This is a genomic window from Crassaminicella thermophila, assembly GCF_008152325.1.
In the GTDB taxonomy this organism is placed as follows: Bacteria; Bacillota; Clostridia; order Peptostreptococcales; family Thermotaleaceae; genus Crassaminicella_A; species Crassaminicella_A thermophila.
In genome coordinates, this window is sequence record NZ_CP042243.1 from 395,846 (window position 1) to 419,023 (window position 23,178).

At 29.4% G+C, this 23,178-nt stretch carries 19 protein-coding genes, 1 pseudogene and 1 riboswitch; of the genes and pseudogenes, 14 read left to right on the forward strand and 6 right to left on the reverse strand.

Features of this window, described 5'->3' with window-relative positions; all coding sequences use genetic code 11:
* Position 1 precedes the first annotated feature (1 nt).
* Genes FQB35_RS01895 through FQB35_RS01915 form a run of 5 tightly spaced genes read left to right on the forward strand, consistent with a single transcriptional unit; the run spans position 2 to position 4,656 of the window.
* Positions 2 to 208 carry a hypothetical protein gene (locus FQB35_RS01895; protein WP_148808292.1) on the forward strand — a complete coding sequence of 69 codons (207 nt, stop codon included), beginning with the start codon at positions 2 to 4 and terminating at the stop codon, positions 206 to 208.
* Between the two features lie 25 nt (positions 209 to 233).
* Positions 234 to 1,388, forward strand: a complete 1,155-nt coding sequence (locus FQB35_RS01900; RefSeq protein ID WP_148808293.1) for a Ger(x)C family spore germination protein — start codon at positions 234 to 236, stop codon at positions 1,386 to 1,388.
* A 14-nt stretch (positions 1,389 to 1,402) separates the two neighbouring features.
* Positions 1,403 to 2,491 carry a GerAB/ArcD/ProY family transporter gene (locus FQB35_RS01905; protein ID WP_148808294.1) on the forward strand — a complete coding sequence of 363 codons (1,089 nt, stop codon included), beginning with the start codon at positions 1,403 to 1,405 and terminating at the stop codon, positions 2,489 to 2,491.
* Between the two features lie 3 nt (positions 2,492 to 2,494).
* Positions 2,495 to 3,586, forward strand: coding sequence for a GerAB/ArcD/ProY family transporter (locus FQB35_RS01910; protein ID WP_148808295.1), 1,092 nt, complete (start codon positions 2,495 to 2,497; stop codon positions 3,584 to 3,586).
* 44 nt (positions 3,587 to 3,630) lie between these two features.
* On the forward strand, positions 3,631 to 4,656 hold the full coding sequence (locus tag FQB35_RS01915; protein WP_148808296.1) for a serine hydrolase domain-containing protein: 1,026 nt from the start codon (positions 3,631 to 3,633) through the stop codon (positions 4,654 to 4,656).
* Between the two features lie 307 nt (positions 4,657 to 4,963).
* Here the strand turns inward: FQB35_RS01915 and FQB35_RS01920 are convergent, their stop codons facing one another.
* Positions 4,964 to 5,815, reverse strand: a complete 852-nt coding sequence (locus FQB35_RS01920; protein WP_231701836.1) for an MBL fold metallo-hydrolase — start codon at positions 5,813 to 5,815, stop codon at positions 4,964 to 4,966.
* A 67-nt stretch (positions 5,816 to 5,882) separates the two neighbouring features.
* Complete coding sequence (locus FQB35_RS01925; RefSeq protein ID WP_148808297.1) at positions 5,883 to 6,110, reverse strand: hypothetical protein; 228 nt, start codon at positions 6,108 to 6,110, stop codon at positions 5,883 to 5,885.
* A 322-nt stretch (positions 6,111 to 6,432) separates the two neighbouring features.
* A riboswitch (glycine riboswitch) is annotated at positions 6,433 to 6,524 on the forward strand.
* A gap of 71 nt (positions 6,525 to 6,595) precedes the next feature.
* On the opposite strand from FQB35_RS01925, the gene FQB35_RS01930 reads away from it, so the two are divergent.
* From FQB35_RS01930 to FQB35_RS01945, 4 genes are all read left to right on the forward strand, one after another.
* A complete protein-coding gene (locus FQB35_RS01930; RefSeq protein ID WP_148808298.1) occupies positions 6,596 to 7,612 on the forward strand; it encodes a PTS sugar transporter subunit IIC in 1,017 nt (338 codons plus the stop codon).
* A gap of 188 nt (positions 7,613 to 7,800) precedes the next feature.
* Positions 7,801 to 8,679, forward strand: a complete 879-nt coding sequence (locus FQB35_RS01935) for a metal ABC transporter solute-binding protein, Zn/Mn family (RefSeq protein ID WP_148808299.1) — start codon at positions 7,801 to 7,803, stop codon at positions 8,677 to 8,679.
* A gap of 10 nt (positions 8,680 to 8,689) precedes the next feature.
* Positions 8,690 to 9,454: a metal ABC transporter ATP-binding protein gene (locus FQB35_RS01940; protein WP_148808300.1), complete on the forward strand. Its 765-nt coding sequence runs from the start codon at positions 8,690 to 8,692 to the stop codon at positions 9,452 to 9,454.
* Entirely contained in the window at positions 9,447 to 10,280 is an 834-nt protein-coding gene (locus FQB35_RS01945) for a metal ABC transporter permease (RefSeq protein WP_148808301.1), read from the forward strand. The genes FQB35_RS01940 and FQB35_RS01945 overlap by 8 nt, the downstream gene beginning before the upstream one ends.
* A gap of 14 nt (positions 10,281 to 10,294) precedes the next feature.
* Here the strand turns inward: FQB35_RS01945 and FQB35_RS01950 are convergent, their stop codons facing one another.
* Both FQB35_RS01950 and FQB35_RS01955 read right to left on the reverse strand, forming a co-directional pair.
* The gene (locus tag FQB35_RS01950; RefSeq protein ID WP_148808302.1) at positions 10,295 to 11,032 is read right to left on the reverse strand and encodes an MBL fold metallo-hydrolase; all 738 of its coding nucleotides are present in this window, start codon (positions 11,030 to 11,032) and stop codon (positions 10,295 to 10,297) included.
* A gap of 16 nt (positions 11,033 to 11,048) precedes the next feature.
* Positions 11,049 to 11,261 (reverse strand): alpha/beta-type small acid-soluble spore protein, encoded by a 213-nt coding sequence (locus FQB35_RS01955; protein WP_148808303.1) that lies wholly within the window; start codon positions 11,259 to 11,261, stop codon positions 11,049 to 11,051.
* A 183-nt stretch (positions 11,262 to 11,444) separates the two neighbouring features.
* On the opposite strand from FQB35_RS01955, the gene FQB35_RS01960 reads away from it, so the two are divergent.
* Entirely contained in the window at positions 11,445 to 11,645 is a 201-nt protein-coding gene (locus tag FQB35_RS01960) for an alpha/beta-type small acid-soluble spore protein (RefSeq protein WP_148808304.1), read from the forward strand.
* 153 nt (positions 11,646 to 11,798) lie between these two features.
* Positions 11,799 to 12,947, forward strand: a complete 1,149-nt coding sequence (locus FQB35_RS01965; protein WP_207707326.1) for a polysaccharide deacetylase family protein — start codon at positions 11,799 to 11,801, stop codon at positions 12,945 to 12,947.
* 32 nt (positions 12,948 to 12,979) lie between these two features.
* Here the strand turns inward: FQB35_RS01965 and FQB35_RS01970 are convergent, their stop codons facing one another.
* Complete coding sequence (locus tag FQB35_RS01970; RefSeq protein WP_148808306.1) at positions 12,980 to 14,374, reverse strand: sigma-54 interaction domain-containing protein; 1,395 nt, start codon at positions 14,372 to 14,374, stop codon at positions 12,980 to 12,982.
* Positions 14,375 to 14,757: 383 nt separating this feature from the next.
* Here FQB35_RS01970 and FQB35_RS01975 point away from each other — a divergent pair, with 383 nt between their 5' ends.
* The 3 genes from FQB35_RS01975 (at position 14,758) to FQB35_RS01985 (ending at position 21,795) form a co-directional block, all read left to right on the forward strand.
* Positions 14,758 to 15,744, forward strand: a complete 987-nt coding sequence (locus FQB35_RS01975; protein ID WP_148808307.1) for a DMT family transporter — start codon at positions 14,758 to 14,760, stop codon at positions 15,742 to 15,744.
* Positions 15,745 to 15,764: 20 nt separating this feature from the next.
* Complete coding sequence (locus FQB35_RS01980; RefSeq protein WP_148808308.1) at positions 15,765 to 18,338, forward strand: FAD-dependent oxidoreductase; 2,574 nt, start codon at positions 15,765 to 15,767, stop codon at positions 18,336 to 18,338.
* A 163-nt stretch (positions 18,339 to 18,501) separates the two neighbouring features.
* A complete protein-coding gene (locus tag FQB35_RS01985; protein WP_148808309.1) occupies positions 18,502 to 21,795 on the forward strand; it encodes an efflux RND transporter permease subunit in 3,294 nt (1,097 codons plus the stop codon).
* Positions 21,796 to 21,920: 125 nt separating this feature from the next.
* On the opposite strand, the pseudogene FQB35_RS01990 reads toward FQB35_RS01985, so the two are convergent.
* Positions 21,921 to 23,137, reverse strand: a pseudogene (locus FQB35_RS01990) (IS110 family RNA-guided transposase).
* Positions 23,138 to 23,178: the final 41 nt, after the last annotated feature.

Below are 23,178 nucleotides of genomic sequence, written 5' to 3' on the forward strand. Positions count from 1 at the left end.
TATGGTACTTTTGATTATATTGGTTTATTTAATCATTGGAGTTATTGAAATCACTCCATTAGTAAAAAGAAATCAAAAAAAAGAGCTAATTCTTTATACAATAACTTTTATGACAGCATTCATTATTAGTCTATTGCTTAGTTTAGGTGTTAAGATCCCAAGTCCTGCAAAGCCAATAGAAAAAATTGTAAAGATGGTAATAGGATAAATTTGATAGAAAAGAAGAGGTGAATATGAAGAAAAAAATATTTCTCTTTATGATATGCATAAATATATTTTTTCTTTCAGGATGCTGGAACTATAAAGATATTGATGAAATAAGATTAGTAGCAGGGATGGCAATAGACTATGATGAAAAGAAAAATGAGTATATTACTACTATTGAGATTATTAACCCAGCATCCAAAAAAGAATCTCAAATGAGTGGAGAATTGTATGTAAGCCGAGGGAAACTACCTTTTGATGGTGTAAGAGATATTATTATGAAAACAGGACGAAAATTATATTGGGCACATGCAAAAGTTATTATTGTAAGCCAAAATATTGCTAAAAAAAATATCATATCCCTTCTAGATTATGTATACAGAGATGCAGAATTTAGAGAGGATATGAGGATTATAGTTTCAAAGGAAAAAACTGCAAGAGAGATACTAGAATTACATAAAGAAGAAAAGATTCATCCTGTTATAGGGATTTATTTAGATGATGTAATAGAATCTGAAAAGAGTATATCTAAATATCATTGTGCACAAATATGGAAATTCATAAAAGATTTATATGATGAAGGAATATCTCCAACCCTACCTGTTATAAGGAATATATCAGATGGGGAAAAAGTTCAACCTTATGTAGGAGGTCTAGCTGTTTTTAAAGGAGATAAAATGGTAGGGTGGCTTGATGAATTTGAAGCACAAGCCTTTTTATGGGTGATTGATCATGTATATGGAGGCTTAGTAATTGTAGAATCGAAAATGAAAGATAAACCTACTAAAATTACATTAGAAATCCTTAATAATAAGACAAAGGTAAAGCCTATATATAAAGAAGGTGAGCTTGTTATGAAAATAGATATTGAAACTGATGTGATGATAGGAGAAATAGGAGGAACAGATGATTTTATTGGGAAAGAAGGAAGAAACATATTAAAAAAAGATGCACAAAAACAAATAAAAACACATATTGAAAAAGTTATAAAAAAAGTACAGAAAGAGTATGACAGTGATATTTTTAGGTTTAGTAAAAGTATAAAAAAAGAAATGCCTAATTTATGGAAAAAAATAAAACCCAATTGGGATGAGTTTTTTAGGGGTTTAAAGACAGAAGTGAATGTAGTTGTAAATATTAAAGGCAGTGCATTGCAATTAAAACCACTTAAAGTAGCCAAATAACCTAGGAGGATTGAATGAGTAATAAAGAAATAATTTCAGATAAGCAAGGGATTTCTCTTATTATTATGTTTATAATAGGAACAGCATCCATAATGGCAAGGGGATTAGATGCAAAACAAGATTTGTGGTTAGCCGTTATTATTGCATTGATTGGGGCATTCCCTATTGTTTTTATATATGCTTATCTTCAATATATATTCCCAGGAAAGGACTTGTTTGACATTATATACATCTGTTTTGGGAATGTTATTGGTAAGGGAATAATTATTATATATACATGGTTTCTTTTTCATACAGGGATATTGGTTTGTATGAATTTTACCAATTTTGTATGGATTGTTGCTTTATTAGAAACACCTAAAATCATACTTATGATAAGTATGATTGTGCTTTGTACTTGGATTATTAAAGAAGGAATTGAAGTAATGGGCAGATGGGCAGAATTTTTTGTATGTGTACTTGTAGGTTTCATATTTATTGCAATATTATTTTTAATTCCAAAGATGCATATAAAAAATATTCAACCTATTTTAAATAGTGGGATAAAACCATTTATTAAGGGAACTTTTTCGGTATTTACTTTTCCTTTTACTCAGATAATCCCATTTATGATTATTTTTTCGAATTTCAAGGCAAAAAAATCTCCCTATAAAATATATCTATTAGGGCTATTACTAGGGGCTATTGTAATACTAATAAATTCTTTAGGAAGTATTTTGGTTTTAGGAGTAAGTACAGCTACAGGCATATATTATCCTGCTTATGGATCTGCCTCAAGAATAGGCTTAGGAGCTATTTTGCAAAGAATAGAAATAATAATTGCTACTACATTCACATTGGGTGCTTTTATTAAAGCAGGAGTATATTTACTAGCTACTTGCAAAGGAATTAGCAAAATATTTAAATATAATGATTATCGATTTATTGTGGTACCTGTTTCTTTACTTATGATAAATTTATCTTATTTCCTTCATGATAGTGTAATGGATTATTTTGAATGGATTTTAGGGGTATGGACTTATTATGCATTTCCATTTCAAATAGTTTTTCCTATTGTTATATTGATTGTAGCAAAAATAAGGAAAAAGATTCAGGAGGTTTGAATCGTGAATAAAGAAGTTATTTCTGAGTATCAGGGAATTAGTTTATTGACGATGTTTATAATAGGAAGTTCACTAGTACTTCCAACAGCTACAGAGGCAGGAAGCGATTCGTGGTTAGCGATTATTTTAGCACTATTTTTTTCTTTACCTATTGCATGTATATATGTTAGAGTATTTTTACTTTCATCAGGAAATGATTTATTTGATGCGTTTATTTATGTTTTTGGAAAAATTTTTGGGAAGATAATCTGTTTATTATATATTTGGTTTAGTTTTCATTTGGGGTCACTGGTTATAAGAGATTTTGGTGAATTTCCAATTACTGTTTCAATGCCTGAGACTCCTCTAATTGTATTCATGGGTATGATTACTTTTTTAAGCATTTGGGCTGTAAAGGAAGGGATAGAGGCTTTGGGAAGATGGGGAAGCTTTTTTTTTATTATTTCCATCGTATTTTTCTTTATGGCTGTATTTATGTTAATTCCAGAAATGGATTTAGACAATATTCAACCTGTTTTATATAAAGGAATAAAGCCTGTTTTAAGAGGAAGCTTTTCTACTTTTTCATTTCCGTTTGCTGAAACAATTGTATTTTTATTGAGCATATTTTCATTAAAATCTAAAAAGAATTATTGTAAAGCTTATATAAAAGGATTGTTAATTGGAGGAATTGTATTAGTTATTGCGCAATTTACTCAGATTTCAGTTTTAGGGGAGCATATTTATGGGGCTACTTATTTCCCAGGGCGTGATTCTGTCAGTAAAATTGATATTGGGAATTTTATACAAAGGGTTGAGATAATTGCATTTGTTGCATTGTTTATACCTAGCTTTGTGAAATTATGTATATGCTTGTTAGCTGCAAGTAATGGAATTATAAAACTATTTAATCTGAAAGATTATCGATTTATTGTAGTACCTATTAGTTTATGTATGTTGAATTTATCTTATCTAATTAATGATAATTTAATGTCATTTGCGAAATGGACTGGTGAAATTTGGCCTTATTATGCATTTTTATTTCAAGTGATTATTCCTGTTATTACTTGGATTGCTATTGAAATAAAAACAATTAGAAAAAATAGGTTTATATGATAGAATATTATTAAAAAATTAAATTATCTAAAAAGGAGATAGGAATGAATAAAGAATTTGAAGCATTTATTGAAAAAATGATGTTTTATTATGATATACCAGGACTTGCTATTGGGATAACAAAGCAAAATGAAATAGTATATGCTAAAGGCTTTGGGGTTATGAATATAAAATCAAATGATCCTGTTACAGAAGAGACTATTTTTCATATGGCATCTATTACAAAAACTTTTGTAGCAGCAGCAGTTATGCAACTTGTAGAAAAAGGAAAAGTTGATTTAAATAAACCTGTAGTAGAGTATCTTCCATACTTTCGATTAAAGGATAATAGATATAAAGAAATAACTATTCTTCAGATGTTAAGTCACACATCAGGAATTCCAGATTGTACTGACTATTGTTGGGAAAAACCTGAATATGATGAAGATGCATTAGAAAGATACGTTCGTAGTATAGAAGATATTTCATTGCTTTATGAACCAGGGACAAAATTTTATTATAGTAATATTGCTTATGAAGTATTAGGAGATTTAGTTTCAAAGGTTTCAGGGGAAAGCTTTGAAACGTATGTTATAAACAATATTCTTATACCATTAGAAATGAAAAATAGTACATTGCTTACAATAGAAAGAGAACCTAAATTATTAGCAAGTCCACATATCAAAAATGAAGAGAAAAAAGTAGTAGTAAGTAAGGTATATCCATATAATAGAGTGCATGCACCTAGTTCAACCTTAACATCAAATATTTTAGATATATGTAAATGGTCAATAGCAAATTTAAATAGAGGAGAATTAGATGGAGTAAGAATATTAAAAGAGGATAGCTATGATGTATTGTGGAAGAAAGTAGCTAATATAAAGCCAAATGAAGAGGATATAGGAATTAGTTGGTTTATTCGTAACTATAGCAAATATAAAATGGTAGGACATGAGGGAAGAGATATTGGTTTTAGAACAAGTTTGGGACTTATACCTAAAAAGTATATTTCTGTTTGTGTATTAGCAAATATTGATTCAGCACCTACAAAGAAAATTATGATGAAAGCATTTGATAGCATGTTAGTATAAAAAAGCCATCATTAAGATGGCTGAGCTTGTTGGCAAATTTATATTTATAAATGAATTGAAAAATAACGCTCATAAACAAATTTTTAGAGAAAACTAAGCTTCATAATTTCGAAAAATCCTAACGCACCTATAAAGACATCCTATCTTGTAGGATGCTAGCTTAGCATCCATGCTAAGCTTACGGATTTTTCTGAAATTCTTCATCAAGTTTTCTTTGCTAAAACTTTGCAATTATTCACTTTTATTTTTCAATCATAAATTTTATTTTATCTACAGTCTGAAAGCCATCATTAAGATGGCTTTCTTTCTAAGAAATTGATAAACTAAAATTATGAGAATTTATTTGAATTTGTGTTCCGGTACAGTTTTCAAAAAAGCAATCAAATTGTTTAAGTTCTTTTATTGCAGCTTCTCCTGTACAATGGGAAACACCAATATGTTTAATGCTTATTTTTTTAAAATAATCTAATGTAGACTTTAATTGATTTTTATTTCCTTCAACTAAATGGGTTCCACCTATAATAGCATATATAGGCTTTTTTGTTCGTTGAATAAGTGAATCTAAAATGTTTACTACACCTGGATGGGAACATCCTAATAAAACAATAAGTCCTTTTTTGGTTTGAATTGAAAGTACAATTTCATCTTTAAAATCATCCTTAACATAAGATTTACCTTCTTTTACATAAAATCTAGGACTGATGGTTTCGAATGGGGTTTTTCTTTTAAAGTTTGTTGATAAAACAACGTTTGGGGCAATTTCTATATCATTAGTTATATAATTAAGTTTAATATTCTTTTCTTTTAAAAAAGCTTCATCAAAATTTGGTCCTAGATATTTGCAAGTATCTTCTTCTATAGAATATTTTTTGCGGAAAAAATATTTACTAATATATAGGTCAAAGGAAGCATTAGTATTAACTACAAAATCTTTAAATCCTCCTGTATGATCGTAATGACCATGGCTTAAGACTACATGAGTCGTTTTTGACAAATCTATGTTAAGTTTTTTTGCATTATCAATAAACTTATTGCTTTGACCAGTATCATACAGAATATTAAAGTTTTCTCCTTCAATAAAAAAAGAAAGACCGTGTTCATTATATAAGGTTTTATCCTTTCCTAAATTGTTTTCTATAAGTGTTGTAATTGTTATCATTTTTGTCACCTTCTTTTTATTTACAATTAAATTCCTTAGCTTAGTATATGCTAAGGAATTTAATTGATTATATACATTTACCTATATTGTATTCTAAAATATCCTCATAATCAATATCATCTATTTTACTACATTCTATGTCAATAAATCCTTCATGATAGGAGTTAGGAATAAATTTTTCGAAATTATTTGAGAATATAGCTAAAATACGATTGATAAGCTTTTCATCATCAAATACATCTCTATTGAGCAAGTTTAGTTGGCTTCTGATTTCATTTAGCCAATATTCACGCATTGCAATACCCCCTTAATTTTAAACTGAAGCTTTATATTGTTGTAGAAAAAAGAACTAGTTAAAAAATTCAGGAAATAATATCTTTGACAAAATTATAACATACTCCATTGTTAAGTGTCAATATTTTAACAAAATTATTAATATTTAAAAAACATCATAATCTATGTTGACTTTTTTATCTTAAGTAGTTAAAATAAAGCTATAAAAAAAGAATATGGTGTGGATGAAAATCATTGGAGATATCCGTTGGGATAACCGTAGGAGCAAGAAACAAATAAAGCTATGAGTTTGTTTTGAAACTTTCAGGTTTTGTACAATGATTAGACACAACCCTGGAGAGACCCTTCGATAGGGCATCGAAGAAGCAACTTACTTTGTAAGGAAACTTTCAGATTAAAGGACAGGGAGTAATTAGCATTAGTTTTTTATGCTTATTACTCCCTGTCTTTTTTATTATACATAATTTTAAAAAAGGGGGTAATAAAATGGAAATTGTACAAGGAATTGGTTTGTTAATTTTAACTTTGATTTTATTTTCAGCATTTAGTTTTAAAGCACCAAAAGGACAAAAAGCAATGTCAGGATTAGCAGATGCTGCTGTAGCTACATTTTTGGTAGAAGCAATTCATAAATATATCAATGGAGATTTTTTCAATATAACCTTCTTAGGGGATGTAGGAAGTGCTTCTGGTAGTGTATCAGGTATAGCTGCTACAATTTTAGTTGCTTTGAATATGGGAATTAACCCAATATATTCAGTAGCAGCAGGGGCTGCTGTAGCTGGATATGGTATACTTCCAGGGTTTATTTCAGGATATGTAGTAGGACTTATTGGACCTATTTTTGAGAAAAAATTACCAAAGGGAGTAGATATAATATTTGGAGTGCTACTTCTTTCGCCTATAGCAAGATTTACTTCACTAATTGTAGATCCAATTGTAAATGCAACATTAATGAATATTGGGAATACGATTGCAATTGCTGCAGAACAATCACCTTATCTTATGGGATTTTTATTAGGTGGAATTATAAAAGTTATTTGTACCTCTCCACTTAGTGCTATGGCATTAACAGCAATGCTTGGATTAAAGGGACTTGCAATGGGGATTGCATCCATTGCTTGTTTTGGAGGTGCTTTTACAGATGGATTGGTATTTAAAAGACTAAAGTTGGGAGAATCAAGTAATATTATAGGGGTTATGCTTGAGCCATTAACTCAAGCAAATATTATAACTACCAACCCAATTCCTATATTTGGATCAAATTTTCTTGGAGGAGGATTAGCAGGAATTGTAGCAGCTTATTTTAAAATAATCAATAATGCTCCTGGAACATCTTCACCAATACCAGGATTGATTGCGCCATTTGGATTTAATAATCCACAAAATGTATTTTTAGCTATTGTCTTTGCCATAATAGCTGGAATCAGTGCAGGGTATATAGGATCAACAAGCTTTATGTTCATAAAGAAATTATCATTTTCAAAATTCCGTTTATCTTAGTAATCTATCAAAAGAAGGCTTACTTGTAAATAACAAGTAGGCTTGTTTTTTTAAAAAAAGAGGATAAAGAATAAATTTTAAGACAACAATAGAAAATATGAAATAAAAGCATATGAATACAGCTTGCGTTTTTATAGAAATTTTACATATAATGTTAATATAATTTATGGTTAGAAAGGAGTATTTAAATGAAAAAAATATATAATAAATCTATTTTTTTATTATTAGTTTCTTTCATATTTTTTAGTTTTATAGGCTGTAGTAAGGATGTTACAAAAATAGATAAAAAAATAAAGGTAGCAGTTTCAATTGTTCCACAAAAAACTTTTGTAGAGGCTGTAGGAGGAGATCTTGTTGAAGTTGTTACAATGATTCCACCTGGAAATAGTCCTGAAAATTATGCACCATCTCCAAGAGAACTTCAAATACTTAGTGAATCATCTATTTATTTTACAATAGGCGTACCTGCTGAAAAAGCAAATATTCTCCCTAAAATATCTGATATTAACGAAAATATTCAAATGGTTTCTTTAGAAGAAGAAGTGTCAAAAGTATATAAAGACCGTGAATTTGCTCCTGGAAAGAGAGATCCTCATATATGGTTGTCTCCAAAGCGAGCAAAGTTAATGGTTGAGATAATAAAAAATGAGCTTTCAGAAATAGATCCTTTAAATAAAGAAGTTTATGAAAAAAATTCTAAAGCTTATATAGAAAAGCTTAATAGATTAGATAAAGAAATAAAATTGTCTATAGAGAAATTGCCAAAAAAAGCATTTATTGTGTATCATCCAGCATTTGGATATTTCGCAGATGATTATGGCTTAAAAATGATTCCTATTGAAAAAGAAGGAAAAGAAGCTACAATAGAAGATATAAAAGAAATCATTGATTTTGCAAAGAAGGAAAATATAAAGACAGTATTTTATCAAGCAGAAATAGATTCAAAGCAATCTAGAGTAATTGCTCAAGAAATAGAGGGAAAAACAAAAGAAATTGCACCATTATCTCCTAATTATATTGAAAATCTTGAGAATATGGCAAAAATATTTGCAGATGTATTAAAATAGAGGTGTTATAATGAGAAATGCACTAGAATTAGAAAGGGTCAATGTTTTTTATGAAAATGTACAAGCTCTTTCAAATATTTATTTAAAAGTAAAGGAAAATGATTTTTTAGGGATTATTGGACCAAATGGAGGTGGAAAAAGTACCCTTTTAAAAACCATCCTAGGGTTATTAAAGCCAAGCTCGGGGAAAATAAGAGTGTTTGACCAACCTATTAACAAAGAAAAAGGTGTTATTGGGTATGTACCGCAATTTACAAAATTCAACAAGAATTTCCCGATAAATGTAAAAGATGTGGTACTTATGGGGCTTATGAAGAATTATTATAAAATGTTTACAAGGGTGAAAGCTTCAGAAGAAAAAAGAGCTGAAGCAATTATGAAAAAACTTGATATTTTTCAGTTGAGGGATAGACAGATTGGACAATTATCAGGAGGGCAGTTGCAAAGAGTGTTAATTGCTAGAGCTTTAGCTATAAGACCAAAAATCCTTCTTTTAGATGAACCTACAGCAAATCTTGATTCTAATGCAAAATCTAAAATATATAATCTTTTAAAGTATTTAAATAAAAATATGACCATTATTATGGTTACCCATGATATGAGTATTATATCTTCTTATGTAAAAAGTATTGCATGCTTAAATACAGAACTTTTCTATCATGGGGAACCGAAATTAACAAAACATATTTTAAGAAAGGTTTATGGCTGGCCTATTGATATGGTTGAGCATGGAATGCCACATATAGCTTTGCATGGGGAGGAGAAAAATGTTTGAATCCATACTAGAATATAAATTTTTACAACATGCAATTGTGAGTGCAGTTTTAGCAAGCATTGCTTGTGGTATTATGGGAACCATTATTATAGAAAAAAAATTAGTTATGATGAGCGGAGGTATCGCCCATACTGCATTTGGGGGGATCGGTATGGGATATTTTCTTGGTATTGAACCTATTATAGGGGCATTGATTTTTTCTGTATTTGCTGCTTTGGGTATTGCAAAAATAAATAAAAAAATAAATACAAACCATGATATTTTAGTAGGAATGTTTTGGTCTTTTGGAATGGCAGTAGGGATTATTTTTATTGCTTTTACTCCTGGATATCCTCCTGATTTATCATCTTATCTGTTTGGAGATATTTTAACTGTATCGAAAATAGATTTAAAGATGATGATTTTTTTAGATTCTATTATTTTATTTATGATTTGTGCATATTTTAATCAATTTAGAGTCTATTTATTTGATGAAGAATTTATACAGGTTGTAGGGGGACCTGTGCGTTTTTTTGAGTATACCCTTTTTATATTGATTGCTTTAACAATTGTAATTTTAATAAGAGTTGTTGGTATTATACTTATTATTGCGCTTCTTACGGCTCCAACATCTATTGCAAAGCAGTTTACGTATGATTTAAAAAAAATTATGATACTTTCTATATGTATAGGAATTGTATTTTGTTTGATTGGATTATATCTATCCTATGTACTCCGCATTTCTTCAGGAGCAGCAATTATTATATTCTCTGTTTTTTCATATTTATTAATTTCTTTTATAAAACGTATTCATAATAATAAAAAAAGAGAGGAGATTTCTTATTAAGAAATCTCCTTTAATTATATGAAGTAGGTTTTCATTTCTTCAGACAATTGAACATTTCCATCAAATACTTCACTGGCTTCAGAGTGTATTTCTTCTAAATTATATTCTGGCCAAAAATGAGTAAGCAATAACTTTCCTACATTACTTTTCTTTGCAATTTGACCTGCATCTTTTGCGGATAAATGGGATGTCGTTGGTGTTTTATCTTTTTCAAGAACTGTACTTTCGCATAACAATAAATCTGCATCTTGAGATAATTCTAATATTTGATTGCAGTATTTTGTATCTGCTGAATAAACAAATTTCTCATTATTATTTTTTATCATGACTCCATAACAATCTATAGAGTGATTCATTTTTTTAAATGAAATTGTTAAGTTTTTATAATTTACTTTTAAATTTTCTTCAATACTTTTCAATGCAAATGCATTTTTAAACTGAAGCTTATGAAAATCTTCTTTTGGGGTAGAAGGTGCATATAATGGAATAGGATTTTCAATTTCATTATTCATTCTTTTATAGCCTATGGCATACCTTAAAACCATTACGTCAGATATATGATCGCTATGAAAATGGCTTAAAATAATCATATCTAACTCTCCTAAATTTGTAACTTTCTGTTGGAGCCTGCTCATTGTGCCATTTCCACAATCTATTAAAATTTTTATATCACCACACTCAAATAAATAGCCAGAACATGCGCCATAAGCTCTTGGATAAGGCCCGCAATTTCCTAATATTGTTATTTTCATATAGGGGAGTCCTCAGTTATTTTTTATTGATTAACTGTTTTTCAGCAATTTCAACAAGTTTTTTTGTCATATGCCCCCCTACATACCCCCCGAAAAATACATTTTGTCCAGCTGATAAAGTACCTTTGTTTTCACCAAAACCATGGGTGATTCCTAATTCATTTGCAATTTCATATTTCATTTGATTTAATGCTTTTACTGCATTTGGATCTATTGGATTTTTTGACATATTGATTCACCTCTTGTGTATATTTTTTGTAGCTTTTATTTTCTCATGCAGCACAAATTTTAACAAAAATATGTAAAATACTTTATTATTTTGCCTTATATTCATAAAACTACAATGGATTCGTGTAAAAAAAAGACATATACTAATTATGAAAGCTTAATCATTTAAAAAGGAGTTGAAATTATGGCTAGAAAAAAAGTTGTAGTTCCTGAAGCAAGAGCAGCTCTTAATCAGTTTAAGCTAGAAATTGCAAGTGAATTAGGTTTGCATGATTATGATAAAATCGATAAAGGGGAATTAACTTCTAGACAAAATGGATATGTTGGAGGATATATGGTAAAACGCATGATTGAAATAGCAGAAAAAAGTATGATTGGTAAATAATAATTAAAAATAAACCTATTTGCCAATATGGTAAGTAGGTTTACTTTATACATAAATATATTTATATAGAAGAATTTACAGAGGGTAGCTTTATAAAAATTACAAAAAATATATAATAGAAGGCTTTCCTATAAGAATGAAAGGTAAATGCTTATGAAAAAGTTTATAATCTGTATCATAATAATATTGATTATATTTCCTTTACAAAGTTTTGCAATCAATGAAAAATTAAATAATTTTATTTATATTGTTGTAAATGATGAGTTGGTTTCTTTTAAAGATACCTATCCAAAAATAAAAGACAGTACGACTTATGTTCCTATTGGTCCTTTGGCAAAATATCTAGATATTCATATGAAATGGGATGAAAAAAATAATATTGTTTTTCTTACAAAAGATGATAAAAAAATCATATTAGATCTTTCTATGAATTCGTTATACACAGATGAAGGGCATATTCTTGTAGATTGTATATTTGTAGAAAATAATCGAACTATGGCTCCTTATAAATTTATAGCGAATTACTTTGGGTATGAAGTTACTTATATTGATCTAGGACCTATTGCAAGGGCAAAAAATAAACCTTCCGTAGAGGATAAAGATTTATTTTTTATGTTGCAAAACAAGCTTCTTAAAGAAAAAGAAAGAATACTATGGGAAATTAAAAGCAAAAAAGAAAAAAGAATAAGAAAAAATTCAAAAATAGCATACGTTACCTTTGATGATGGTCCAACTATATATACACAAAAGATACTCAATATTTTAGATCAATATGATGCTAAAGCGACATTTTTTATGTTATCAAATAGGATAAAAACTTATCCAACTATTGTAAAAAAAGCTATTGCGAAAGGACATACTGTAGGACTTCATGGTGTTACCCATAATGCAAGAAAAATTTATAGATCACCTAATACGGTAGTTTCTGAAATGAATATGTGCAATAAGTCTTTGCAAAAGGCAGTAGGAATAAACAGCAAATTAATCCGAGTACCTTATGGTAGTGTTCCTTACATGAAACGAAGCTATAGAAAGGCTGTTTATACAGCAGGATATAAAATGTGGGATTGGAATGTAGATAGTGGGGATAGTTTACGAAAATATATTTCTCCTAAAATCATATTTGAAAATATAAAAAGACAAGTGATAAAACAAAAAGTTCCTGTTATTTTATTGCATGAGAAAAGCTGTACTGTTAAAGCTCTTCCTCAAATATTAAGATTTTTAAAAGAAAATGGTTATAGGATTGTACCTATTAATCCAAAAGATAAGCCTATAAATTTTTGGAATAAAAGACATTAAAAAAAGATTAAGTAAAATAGATAATATTTTACTTAATCTTTTTCATTAAATAAGAGCGTGCTTAGCAAAGTTTGAACATCTATATTATATTTTTTCATTTTATTATATAAAGTATTTCTGCTAATACCTAGTTTAAAAGCGGCTTTACTTATATTTCCTTTGCATAAAATAATACTTTTTTCAATTTCATATTTTTCCAATTCTTTTAATGTAATAATTTCTTCATTTTGATTGTTATTTATTGTATTTGTATCCTTATTTATTAAATTACCTAAATTATCTCTAGTCATACAATTACATTCATCAAAGTTGATTTCATAAGTTGTTTTACCATTTAAGTTCACAATATTTTCTACGCAATTTTCCAATTCTCTCACATTTCCTGGCCAACAATAAGAAATCATTTTTTTATACAGCTTTTCAGATATATTAGGAATTTCTTTTTTTAATTTATTACTTTTAATATTTAAAAAATAATCTATTAATATAGGAACATCTCCAAGTCTATCTTTTAAAGGTGGAACCTTTATAGGTATTACATTTAATCTATAAAATAAATCTTCCCTGAACATACCTTTTTTTATTTCTTTTTTCAAATCTTTATTTGTAGCTGCTATAATTCTTACATTAATAGGTATATGTTTTTTGCCACCAATTCTAGTTATATAACCTTCTTGTAATACTCTTAAAAGAGTTATTTGCATTGAGAGTGGCATTTCTCCTATTTCATCTAAAAAAATGGTTCCCCCATCTGCAAGTTCAAATTTACCAGCACGCCCTCCTTTTTTTGCCCCTGTAAATGAACCATCTTCGTAGCCAAATAATTCGCTTTCAATTAAATTTTTAGGAATAGCGCCGCAATTTACTGCTATAAAAGGTCCATTTTTTCTATCGCTTTCATTGTGAATTGCTTGAGCTAATAATTCTTTTCCACTTCCACTTTCACCTGTTATTAAAACAGTAGAAGGACTATTTGCTATTAGTTTACTTTGCTGGATAACATTTTTCATTTGGATACTTTCACCTATTATATGATCAAATGTATATACAGCTTCAGAAAAAGAATATTTATTTACCATATTTATGATTTTCTTTATATCTCGTATTAGAATTATGAGTCCTATGAGCTTATTGTCTTTTTCAATACTGTTTATTTCTAGATTGAGTCTGTATTTTTTTGTATCGATTAAAAGAGTTTTTTCAAAAGAGTCTTTATTCTTTTTTGCTTTTTCTATGATTTTTTGCCAATTCGGAATTATACTATTTAAGTCTATAGTGTCTAAAGAAGTATTTTCTAAGCCTAACATTTCTTTAGCTTTATGATTTATTAAACTTATTTTGCCATTCATAGTTACAGATAACACACCAAATGGCATAGAATTTACAATTGATTCCATATACATACATACTTTATTACAAGAAACCATTTAAAATCCTCCTAAAAACGCAACAATATATTCAAATTCTAAAATGATATATAAAAAATACAATATAAATAAATTATATAGTAGTTTTGTCATTTGCTCAATCTAAGAACGACAAAACCTGACAAGAAAATGCTCAAAAATAGGACAAGTGTCCTTGAATTTAACATTTTATTTTATAAAAGTGTTAAATTTAAGGACACTTTATTTTGGGTTATTGTTTTAATTTTAACAAAGATGAGGTGTTTATATGATTTTTAAGTTTGGCATGATATTTGCTTGTGTAATAATACAAAATCATCTGTGTTTAAAAATTAACAAATGAATATTGCTATGTTACAAGAATACAGAGGTTTTACAAAAAATAATAAGAAAGGAATGATGTTATGGAAATTAGCAAGAAAAGTTTTAAGAAAGGACTCATGTTTGGTATTTTAGTTGGTTTAGCCTGGGGATTAGATACTGTATTGATGGGGAAAATCGGAGGATTTGAAATATTTCTAAATTCAAAGGCAACTCCATTAGTACAAGCTTTTTTTCATGATGGATTTTGTTTTATTTGGTTAGGGCTATTATTATTGTTTAAAAAAGATTTAACAAAAGCATTTCAATTGATGAAAACTAAAAAAGGTAAAGTTACTATGATAGCTGCTCTAGTGGGTGCACCAGTTGGTATGAGTGGTTATTTAATGGGCGTCAAGTACGCATCAGCACCCTATGCATCAAGTATTTCTGTAATTTACCCAGGTGTTGGAGCGGTTATGTCATATTTTATTTTAAAAGAAAAATTATCATTAAGAGCAGTGATAGGTATTGCTATTAGTATATTAGGTTCAGCAGCATTAGGGTATTCAAAGGTTGATCTTGATGTTTATCCTCATTTTTATAAAGGTATAGCCTTTGCATTATTAGCAGTTTTAGGATGGGCATCAGAAGGTGTAATTATTGGATATGCTATGAAAAAGATTCAAACAGATAAAGAAGATGATGTTGAGGCTAAGCCTATACATTTCTTAACAATAAGATATTTAGTATCATTTTTAGCCTATGGTTTAGTAGTATTACCAATAGTCAAAGGATATGGACTAGCTGGAGAAGTTATTCGTACAGGCACTATACTATACTTAGCTGGAATTGCTACATTAGGAGCAGTTACGTATCTATCATGGTATAAGGCAGTTGATTTAATAGGAGCAGCTATGGGAACAGCTTTAAACTCAACAGCAGCATTTTGGGCTGTAATTTTTAGTGGATTAATGGGGACAAAGATTACACCATACCTAGCATTCTGGTGCTTTGTAATTGTATTAGGCGTGATGATATTTGCTGTAGATCCAAAAGAAGTATTTGGATCAAATCGTAAAAAGGCATAAGCATAGTGGGAGGAATAATTATGCTAAGGAAAGAAATTATAGATAATATGAAACACATTGTTGATAACTGTATGGGGGATTCAAACCCTGCATGTGTGGCAAGTTGTCCAATGCATACAAACGTAAAAGAATATGTAAGACTTATTGGAGAAGGTAATGGAAAAGAAGCAATTAAGGTAATAAGAGAAAAGTTATTTATTCCGAAAATTTTAGGAAGAGTCTGTGCCCATCCTTGTGAATATAATTGTAAGTGGAACGAAGGAAATAATCCAATGTCTATTGCAGGATTAAAAAGATATGCAGCAGATAATTTTGATAATCCTAAGGATTGGGATTTAAATATTAAGCCTGAAAATGGTAAAAAAGTAGCAATAATAGGTGCAGGGCCAGCTGGGGCACAGGCAGCGCTAGATTTAAGAAAAGAAGGATTCTTGGTAACGGTATTTGATAAATTAGAAGTTTATGGAGGAATGATGAGAGTAGGAATTCCTGAATATAGACTTCCAAGAAATATTATTGATTTAGAGTACTCCTATTTGGAGAAAATAGGAATAGATTTTAAAATGGGTGTTGAAGTTGGAAAAGATATAAGCCTTGAGGATATAAAAGAAGAATTTGATGCGGTTATAGTAGCTGTTGGAAAACATGCAGGAAGAGTAGATGAATCTTTAAGAAACCATGATGCAAAAGGAATATTTAGTGCAGCAGAATATTTAAAAGAAATTTCTCTGACAAGAAATGTTAAGAATATAGGTAAAAAAGTTGCTATAATTGGTGGTGGAGATGTTGCAATGGACTGTGCAAGATCTTCATTAAGAATTTCTGAAGTAGAAGAAGTTTATTCTGTGTGTTTAGAGAAAAATTTTGATGAAATGATGGCATCTATGCATGAAATAGAGGGTGCTATAAAAGAAGGCGTTAAATTTAATCATGCATTTGCAATTAAAAAAATTTTAGTAGATGAGAATAAACGAGTAACAGGAATTGAACTTAAAAAATGTTTATCTATATTTGATGAGAATGGAAATTTTGCTCCAAAATTTGATGAAAGTGAAACAAAATTAATTGAGGTTGATACAATCGTATTTGCAATAGGGCAAAGTGTAGATGCATCATTTGACGAAAAAGATTCTTTAGAGAAAAGAAGAAATGGAACCTTTGAATGTGATTTATTAACCCTTCAATCAGCTTCAGACAAAAAAATATTTATAGCAGGAGATGCTAGTGGAAATTCAGCTATCGTTGTGCAAGCTATGGCTACAGGAAGACGTGCGGCAAAATCGGTAGTTAGATTTTTAAATGGACAAGATTTAAGGATTGGCAGAAGCATGGAAGAAGAATTTTCATATGAAACAAAATTGAATGTACCAATTGATTGGGATACAATAGAAAAAGTTGAAAGAAAAGAAATGAGAGAAATTGATATAACTAAGAGAATAAAATCATTCGATGAAGTTTTATTAGGGTTTACAAAAGAAGAAGCAGAAAAAGAAGCATCAAGGTGTCTTCAGTGTGAGTGTAAGCTTTGTATGGAAGAGTGCTTAATGTTAAGAGAATTTACTGATTGTCCTAAAACATTATTAAAAGAATATCTTGAAAAAGGATATGAAAATATGGATCCATTAATTGCATATTCTTGTAACCAATGTAGCCAATGTACAATAAAATGTCCAAATGATTTTGAAATTAAGCCAATCTTTGATGAAATTAGAAAAGAATATGTTAAGAAAAATGGTGGAAACTCACCTCTTAAAGGACATAAATCATTAGATGCAGCAATTGCATTAGATTGTAGTGAAAAGCATTCAACTTACGTAAAAGCACAAAATGGAAAGAAAACAAAATATGTGCTTATACCAGGATGTACAGTGCCTGTATATAGTCCTGAATTAGTTGAGAAAACTTTAGTGCATTTAAAAGATGCATTAGATGGAGAAGTAGGCGCAGTTTTACAATGTTGTGCAATACCTACAAATATGATAGGCGAAGAAGAGAAATTCAAAAAAAGATTTGAAATGGTTCAAAATTCAATTGATGAAACAGGTGCAGATGTAATTGTAACTCTTTGTCCGTCATGCTATTTAACTTACCAAAAATATGCAAAACAAGATGTAATTGCATATTGGGATTTAATACGAAAGATTGGGCTGCCAAATGGACAAAAAGGAATAGGAAAAAATTCTGATGTAGTATTTAATATCCATGATTCATGTCCAACTAGACATGTAACATCTCATCATGAAAGTATAAGATGGATTTTAAAAGAATTAGGATATAAAGTAGAGGAAATGAATAATATAAGAGAAAATACAAGATGCTGTGGAGTAGGGGGAATGGCTGGTTGTGTAAACCCTGGATTGCAGGAAAAAGTATTGAATAGAAGAGTAAAAGATGCTACACAAGAACATATAGTTTCATATTGTGGATCATGTAGAGGATCTATGGAAACAGGTGGACTTGATTCACTTCATATTTTAGATCTAATTCATGGAAAAACATATATGAAAAAAGATGCTAAGAAGAGAAATGTAATAGGTGATGCTAGCGTAAAAAATAGACTAGAAACAAAAGCTAGATTTAATAAATACAAATAATATAAAAGCACCTTCTGACAAATTAAAGTTGGAAGGTGTTTTTGTATACATATTTAATTATTTTTTTCTTTTTTATTAATAAAAATTTAAGAATTTGTTTCTGATTTGCTAATTTTTACAATTTAAGATAGAGGTATAAGAAAATAAAGGATGGTGATCAAGATTGAACAAAGATCCTAAAAATATATTAGGAAGGATATCAGAATTTTTCATTGGAAATTTTAGAGTTGTTTACTTAATCATTATAGCTATATTTTTATTAGGTTTTCAAGCTTATATAACTTTGCCAAGAGAAGAAATGCCAGAAATTACATTGCCCTTTGCAACTATTACTACAACCTATACAGGAGCAGCACCTCAGGAAATTGAAAGCTTGATTACAGATAAAATAGAAGCCAAGTTAAAAAATGTAGATGATGTAAAATCTATCATCTCTACATCAAGCAATGGAATTTCAAGTATTACTGTTGAATTTGAAATTGGAACAGATATAAATGATAAAGTGAATGACATTCGAAATGAAATATCAGAAATTGAAAATGATTTGCCTAAAGATAGTGATATGCCAATTGTTAAAGGTTTTCGTACAAGTGATAAATCAATCATGACCCTAAACATTAGTGGAGATTATGATTTAACCATATTAAAGGATATAGCAGAAAATATTCAAGATGAGATTGAAAAGATAGAGGGAATTAGTGAAGTGACTAGAACTGGTGGGGGTGATAGAGAAATTCATATATATATAGACTCTACAAAACTAGCTACATATAATATCACTATTGATCAAATAAGAAATGCCATAGCCAATTCAAATATCACTGTTCCTGGTGGGGATATTGAATTAGATGGTGTTCAATTTAATGTTCGTATTATAGGAGAATTTACAAATATCCAAGAAATAGAAAATACAATCATTTCATTGCAAAATGGGATGCCTATTTACTTAAAAGATATTGCAAAAGTAGAGGATTCCTATGAAAAAATAACATCTTATTCAGAAAGATATGAAAAAGGAATATCAAAAGATAAAACTTTTACACGAACTATTGCATTATCAATAACAAGAGAAAATAATGCAGATATTGTAGGATTGAGTAATCAAATAAAAGAATTATTAAAAAGTAGTAAGGGTAGCTTATATCCAGAAGATATAGAAGTTGCTATTAGCGGAGATATAGCGGTAGAAGTAGAAGATAAACTAAATGATGTTATGGGCAATGCCCTATCAGGACTTTTTGTGGTTATTCTTGTTTTATTCTTATTTATAGGATTTAGAGAGTCTGTGATAGTAGCTTTTGTGATTCCTTTAACGTTGCTTACAAGCTTTGTACTTTTTAAATATAATGGTATGACCTTTAATACCCTGTCCATGCTTGCACTTATTTTGGCACTAGGGATGCTTGTGGATAATGCAATTGTTATTATGGAGAACATAGATAGAATTCGAGACGAAGGATTAGATGTAGTCAATGCTTCAAAGGTGGCTACAAATCAAGTAGCACCAGCTGTATTTGCATCAACACTTACAACTATGGCAGCCTTTTATCCTATGGCTTTAACATCAGGGATTATGGGAGAATTTTTAAAGACCATTCCCATTACTATTATGTTTGCTATAGGTACATCCTTTGTGGTATCTATTGTTGTTACACCTGTTTTATGTTCAAGATTTTTAAGTAAGCATAAGAAAAAAATAAGGGAGAATAAAGGAAAGGTTGAACTTTATAAAAAAATCATATCTATAGTATTTGTATTTGTCATTTCATTGTTTGCTTTTTTAGAAGATGGGAAAATAGGATTGATGTCATGGGTTTGTGCAACTCTTTTTTCAGGAGCTATGTATATAAAACAATTTAAAGTTTCTAATGGGGTCCATGAAACATCAAAAATTGTCCAAAAATATACAAATATGATGGATAAAATATTAAAAAGCAAAACAAAAAGAATAGGAGTTGTGATACTAGGGCTAAGTCTATTCTTTGTAAGTTTACTAAGCATTCCTTTAGGATTTTTAAAGATAGAGTTAATGCCAATAACAGACAGTAAAAGTTTTACCATAGATGTAGAACTTCCATCAGGATATTTACTTGCAGATACAGGAGAAATTGTTAGGGAAATTGAAGAAATTTTATTGAAATATCCAGAAATAGATACGATTGTGAGTAAAGTAGGAAGTGAAGGATTAAGACGTAGTAGTATAAAAGCTATTAATAAAGCCGAAATTTCTATAGATTTAGTAGATGAAAAAGAGAGAGAAAGAAGCAGCAATGAGATTGTTAATCGTTTAAGAAAAGATTTAAAGAAAATTGCGGGAGCTAAGATCACTATTAAAGAAGAGAGAAAGGGGCCTTCTTCAGGAAAGCCTATTAGTATTCAGTTAAAGGGAGAGAACCTAGAAACCTTAACAAAGGTTGCTAATGACTTTGAGAAAATTTTAAAAGAAATTGATGGAATAACTGAAATAAGTAATTCTATAGGAGATGGGCCTTTAGAACTTCAATTTTTTGTAAATAAAGAAAGAGCAAGTATTTTAGGATTAGATGTTAAAGGCATATCATCTGAAATAAGAAAAGCCATTCAAGGAATAAAAATTTCTACATTCAAGGAAAATCAAGATGAGATCGATATTGTTGTTCGAACAAATGAAAAACAAATTCAAACCATTAATGATTTACAAAAAATATACTTTACATCGAATAAGGGAGAGAAAATATCATTTTCTCAAGTAGTATCTTTGGTTCAAACAAAAGGGTTTACTGCTATTGAACATGATGATCTAAAAAGAATTATGAAAGTAGAAGCCAATATAACTAGAGGATCTAATGCAACGGAAGTGGTAAGGGAATTTCAATCAAAAATAAAGAATTATCCTATGCCAAATGATGTAGAAGTTACTTATGGGGGAGAGAAAAAAGACATACAAGAATCTTTTACGGATATGTTTATTAATATGAGCATTGCTATTTTATTAGTATTTATTATATTGGCTGTTCAGTTTAATTCATTATCTCAACCAATGGTTATCTTATTTTCAGTCCCATTAGCTACCATAGGGGCTTTAATAGGATTAATCATTACAGGAAACAATTTTGGAATGTATGCTTTTATGGGGATTGTTTCATTAGTAGGAATTGCTGTAAATGATGCTATCGTTCTTGTAGATTACACTAATTACCTAAGAAAACAGGAATATGAATTAATGAACGCTATAAAGGAAGCGGGAAGAACTAGACTTGCACCTGTTTTTGCCACATCCATCACAACCATTGGAGGAATATTACCATTAGCTTTAAAAGAGCTTGACTATGCACAATTAGGATTTGCATTGATCTTTGGGCTTATTGCATCTACTGTACTTACTCTTATATTTATTCCTATATTATATTCTCTTGTAGAAGAATTTAAAGTGAAGATAAGAAAAAAGATTCCAATTTTTGTGGATAATAGATTCTAGAAAGACCAACTATAAAAAGTCAATAGTAAAAAAGAAAAAATTTTAATTAAATTGGTGAATAAAAATGCATGACAAAAAGACCTGCGTGAGGCAAGTATAAGTAAAAATATGGGAAATAATATCAATTACTCGTTATTAGGTAGTCTCACCTCATAAGGACAATTATTTTTTAAAATAGCATGAATTGTGTAGCAAAGTTTACGAGCGACAGCTCCAATAGCCGTTAGGTGATGTTTTCCTTCTGAACGTTTCTTCTGGTAAAAAGCTTTAAAAACAGGGTCACAGTTAGAGGTAACTAAAAGCAGCACTAAAGAGAGCCTTTCTAAGATAGGGCGATCCACGTTTACTCATTTTGTTATTTGTACTTTGATATTCACCAGATTGTGAAACAGAAGCATCAATTCCAGCATAAGCAACAAGCTTTTGAAGGGTTTGAAAAATCTTGAGATATCACCTATTTCGCCAAGTATAGTTGCAGCTGTTACGTTGCCAATACCAGGTATTGTAGTAATAGGAGAATTGATTTTTATCAAGTAAAGTGTTTATTTGCTTTTTCTATATCTTTGACCTGACTTTTCAATAAAGTTAATCTGCTCAATTAATAGTTTTAATTGAAGAGCAAAAGCTATCTAAACAAAAAAGCTTATACCAAAAAGAATTTTTTTAGCTACACGAGAAAGTTGTTTGATTTTTATTAGTAGCAAATTTTTTTCATAGTGATTTCAGATAAAAACTTTGTCTAACTTTTTCAGATGAAATATTTTTCGAAATCACTTGGAGAGCTGAAATGAAGCAAAAATTTCCTTTTGATGTTTGTCCAAAAAATATCAGAAAAAGATAGATTGATATTCAGGAAAAAAACTTGGTCTAAGACACAAATGGTTTTTACGTTTAAGGTCACCTATAGAACTGATGAGATAGTTTCTAAAGCGAGAAAGGTTGCGAAGTGATATGGTATTTTTCATCGGCTAAGGAAGTTTCCAGAAAAATCACCATAACGAATAAGATCTGCAATTAAAACAGAATCAATGATATCTGTTTTACGCTTTCTGATTTCAATACCTTTACGCCAACCATCAGTTTGGATAGGGTTTACAACATGAATGACAAAACCTTTTTCCACAAGAAATGAGTAAATGGATAACCAATAGTGACCAGTAGCTTCCATACCTATTTCAACATCATTAACAGATCTAATGAAATTGTTTAACTTAGTAATTAAGCTTTCACCACCATTTGTAGTATTTGAAAAGGAAAAAGCCTTAAAAATAATTTTTCCTTTTTCATTTATTAGCGAAGCTACATGATTGTTTTTTCCAATATCAATACCTAAATAAAACATTTCCATCACCACTATAAATTTATTTTAGATAGTTCCTCTAA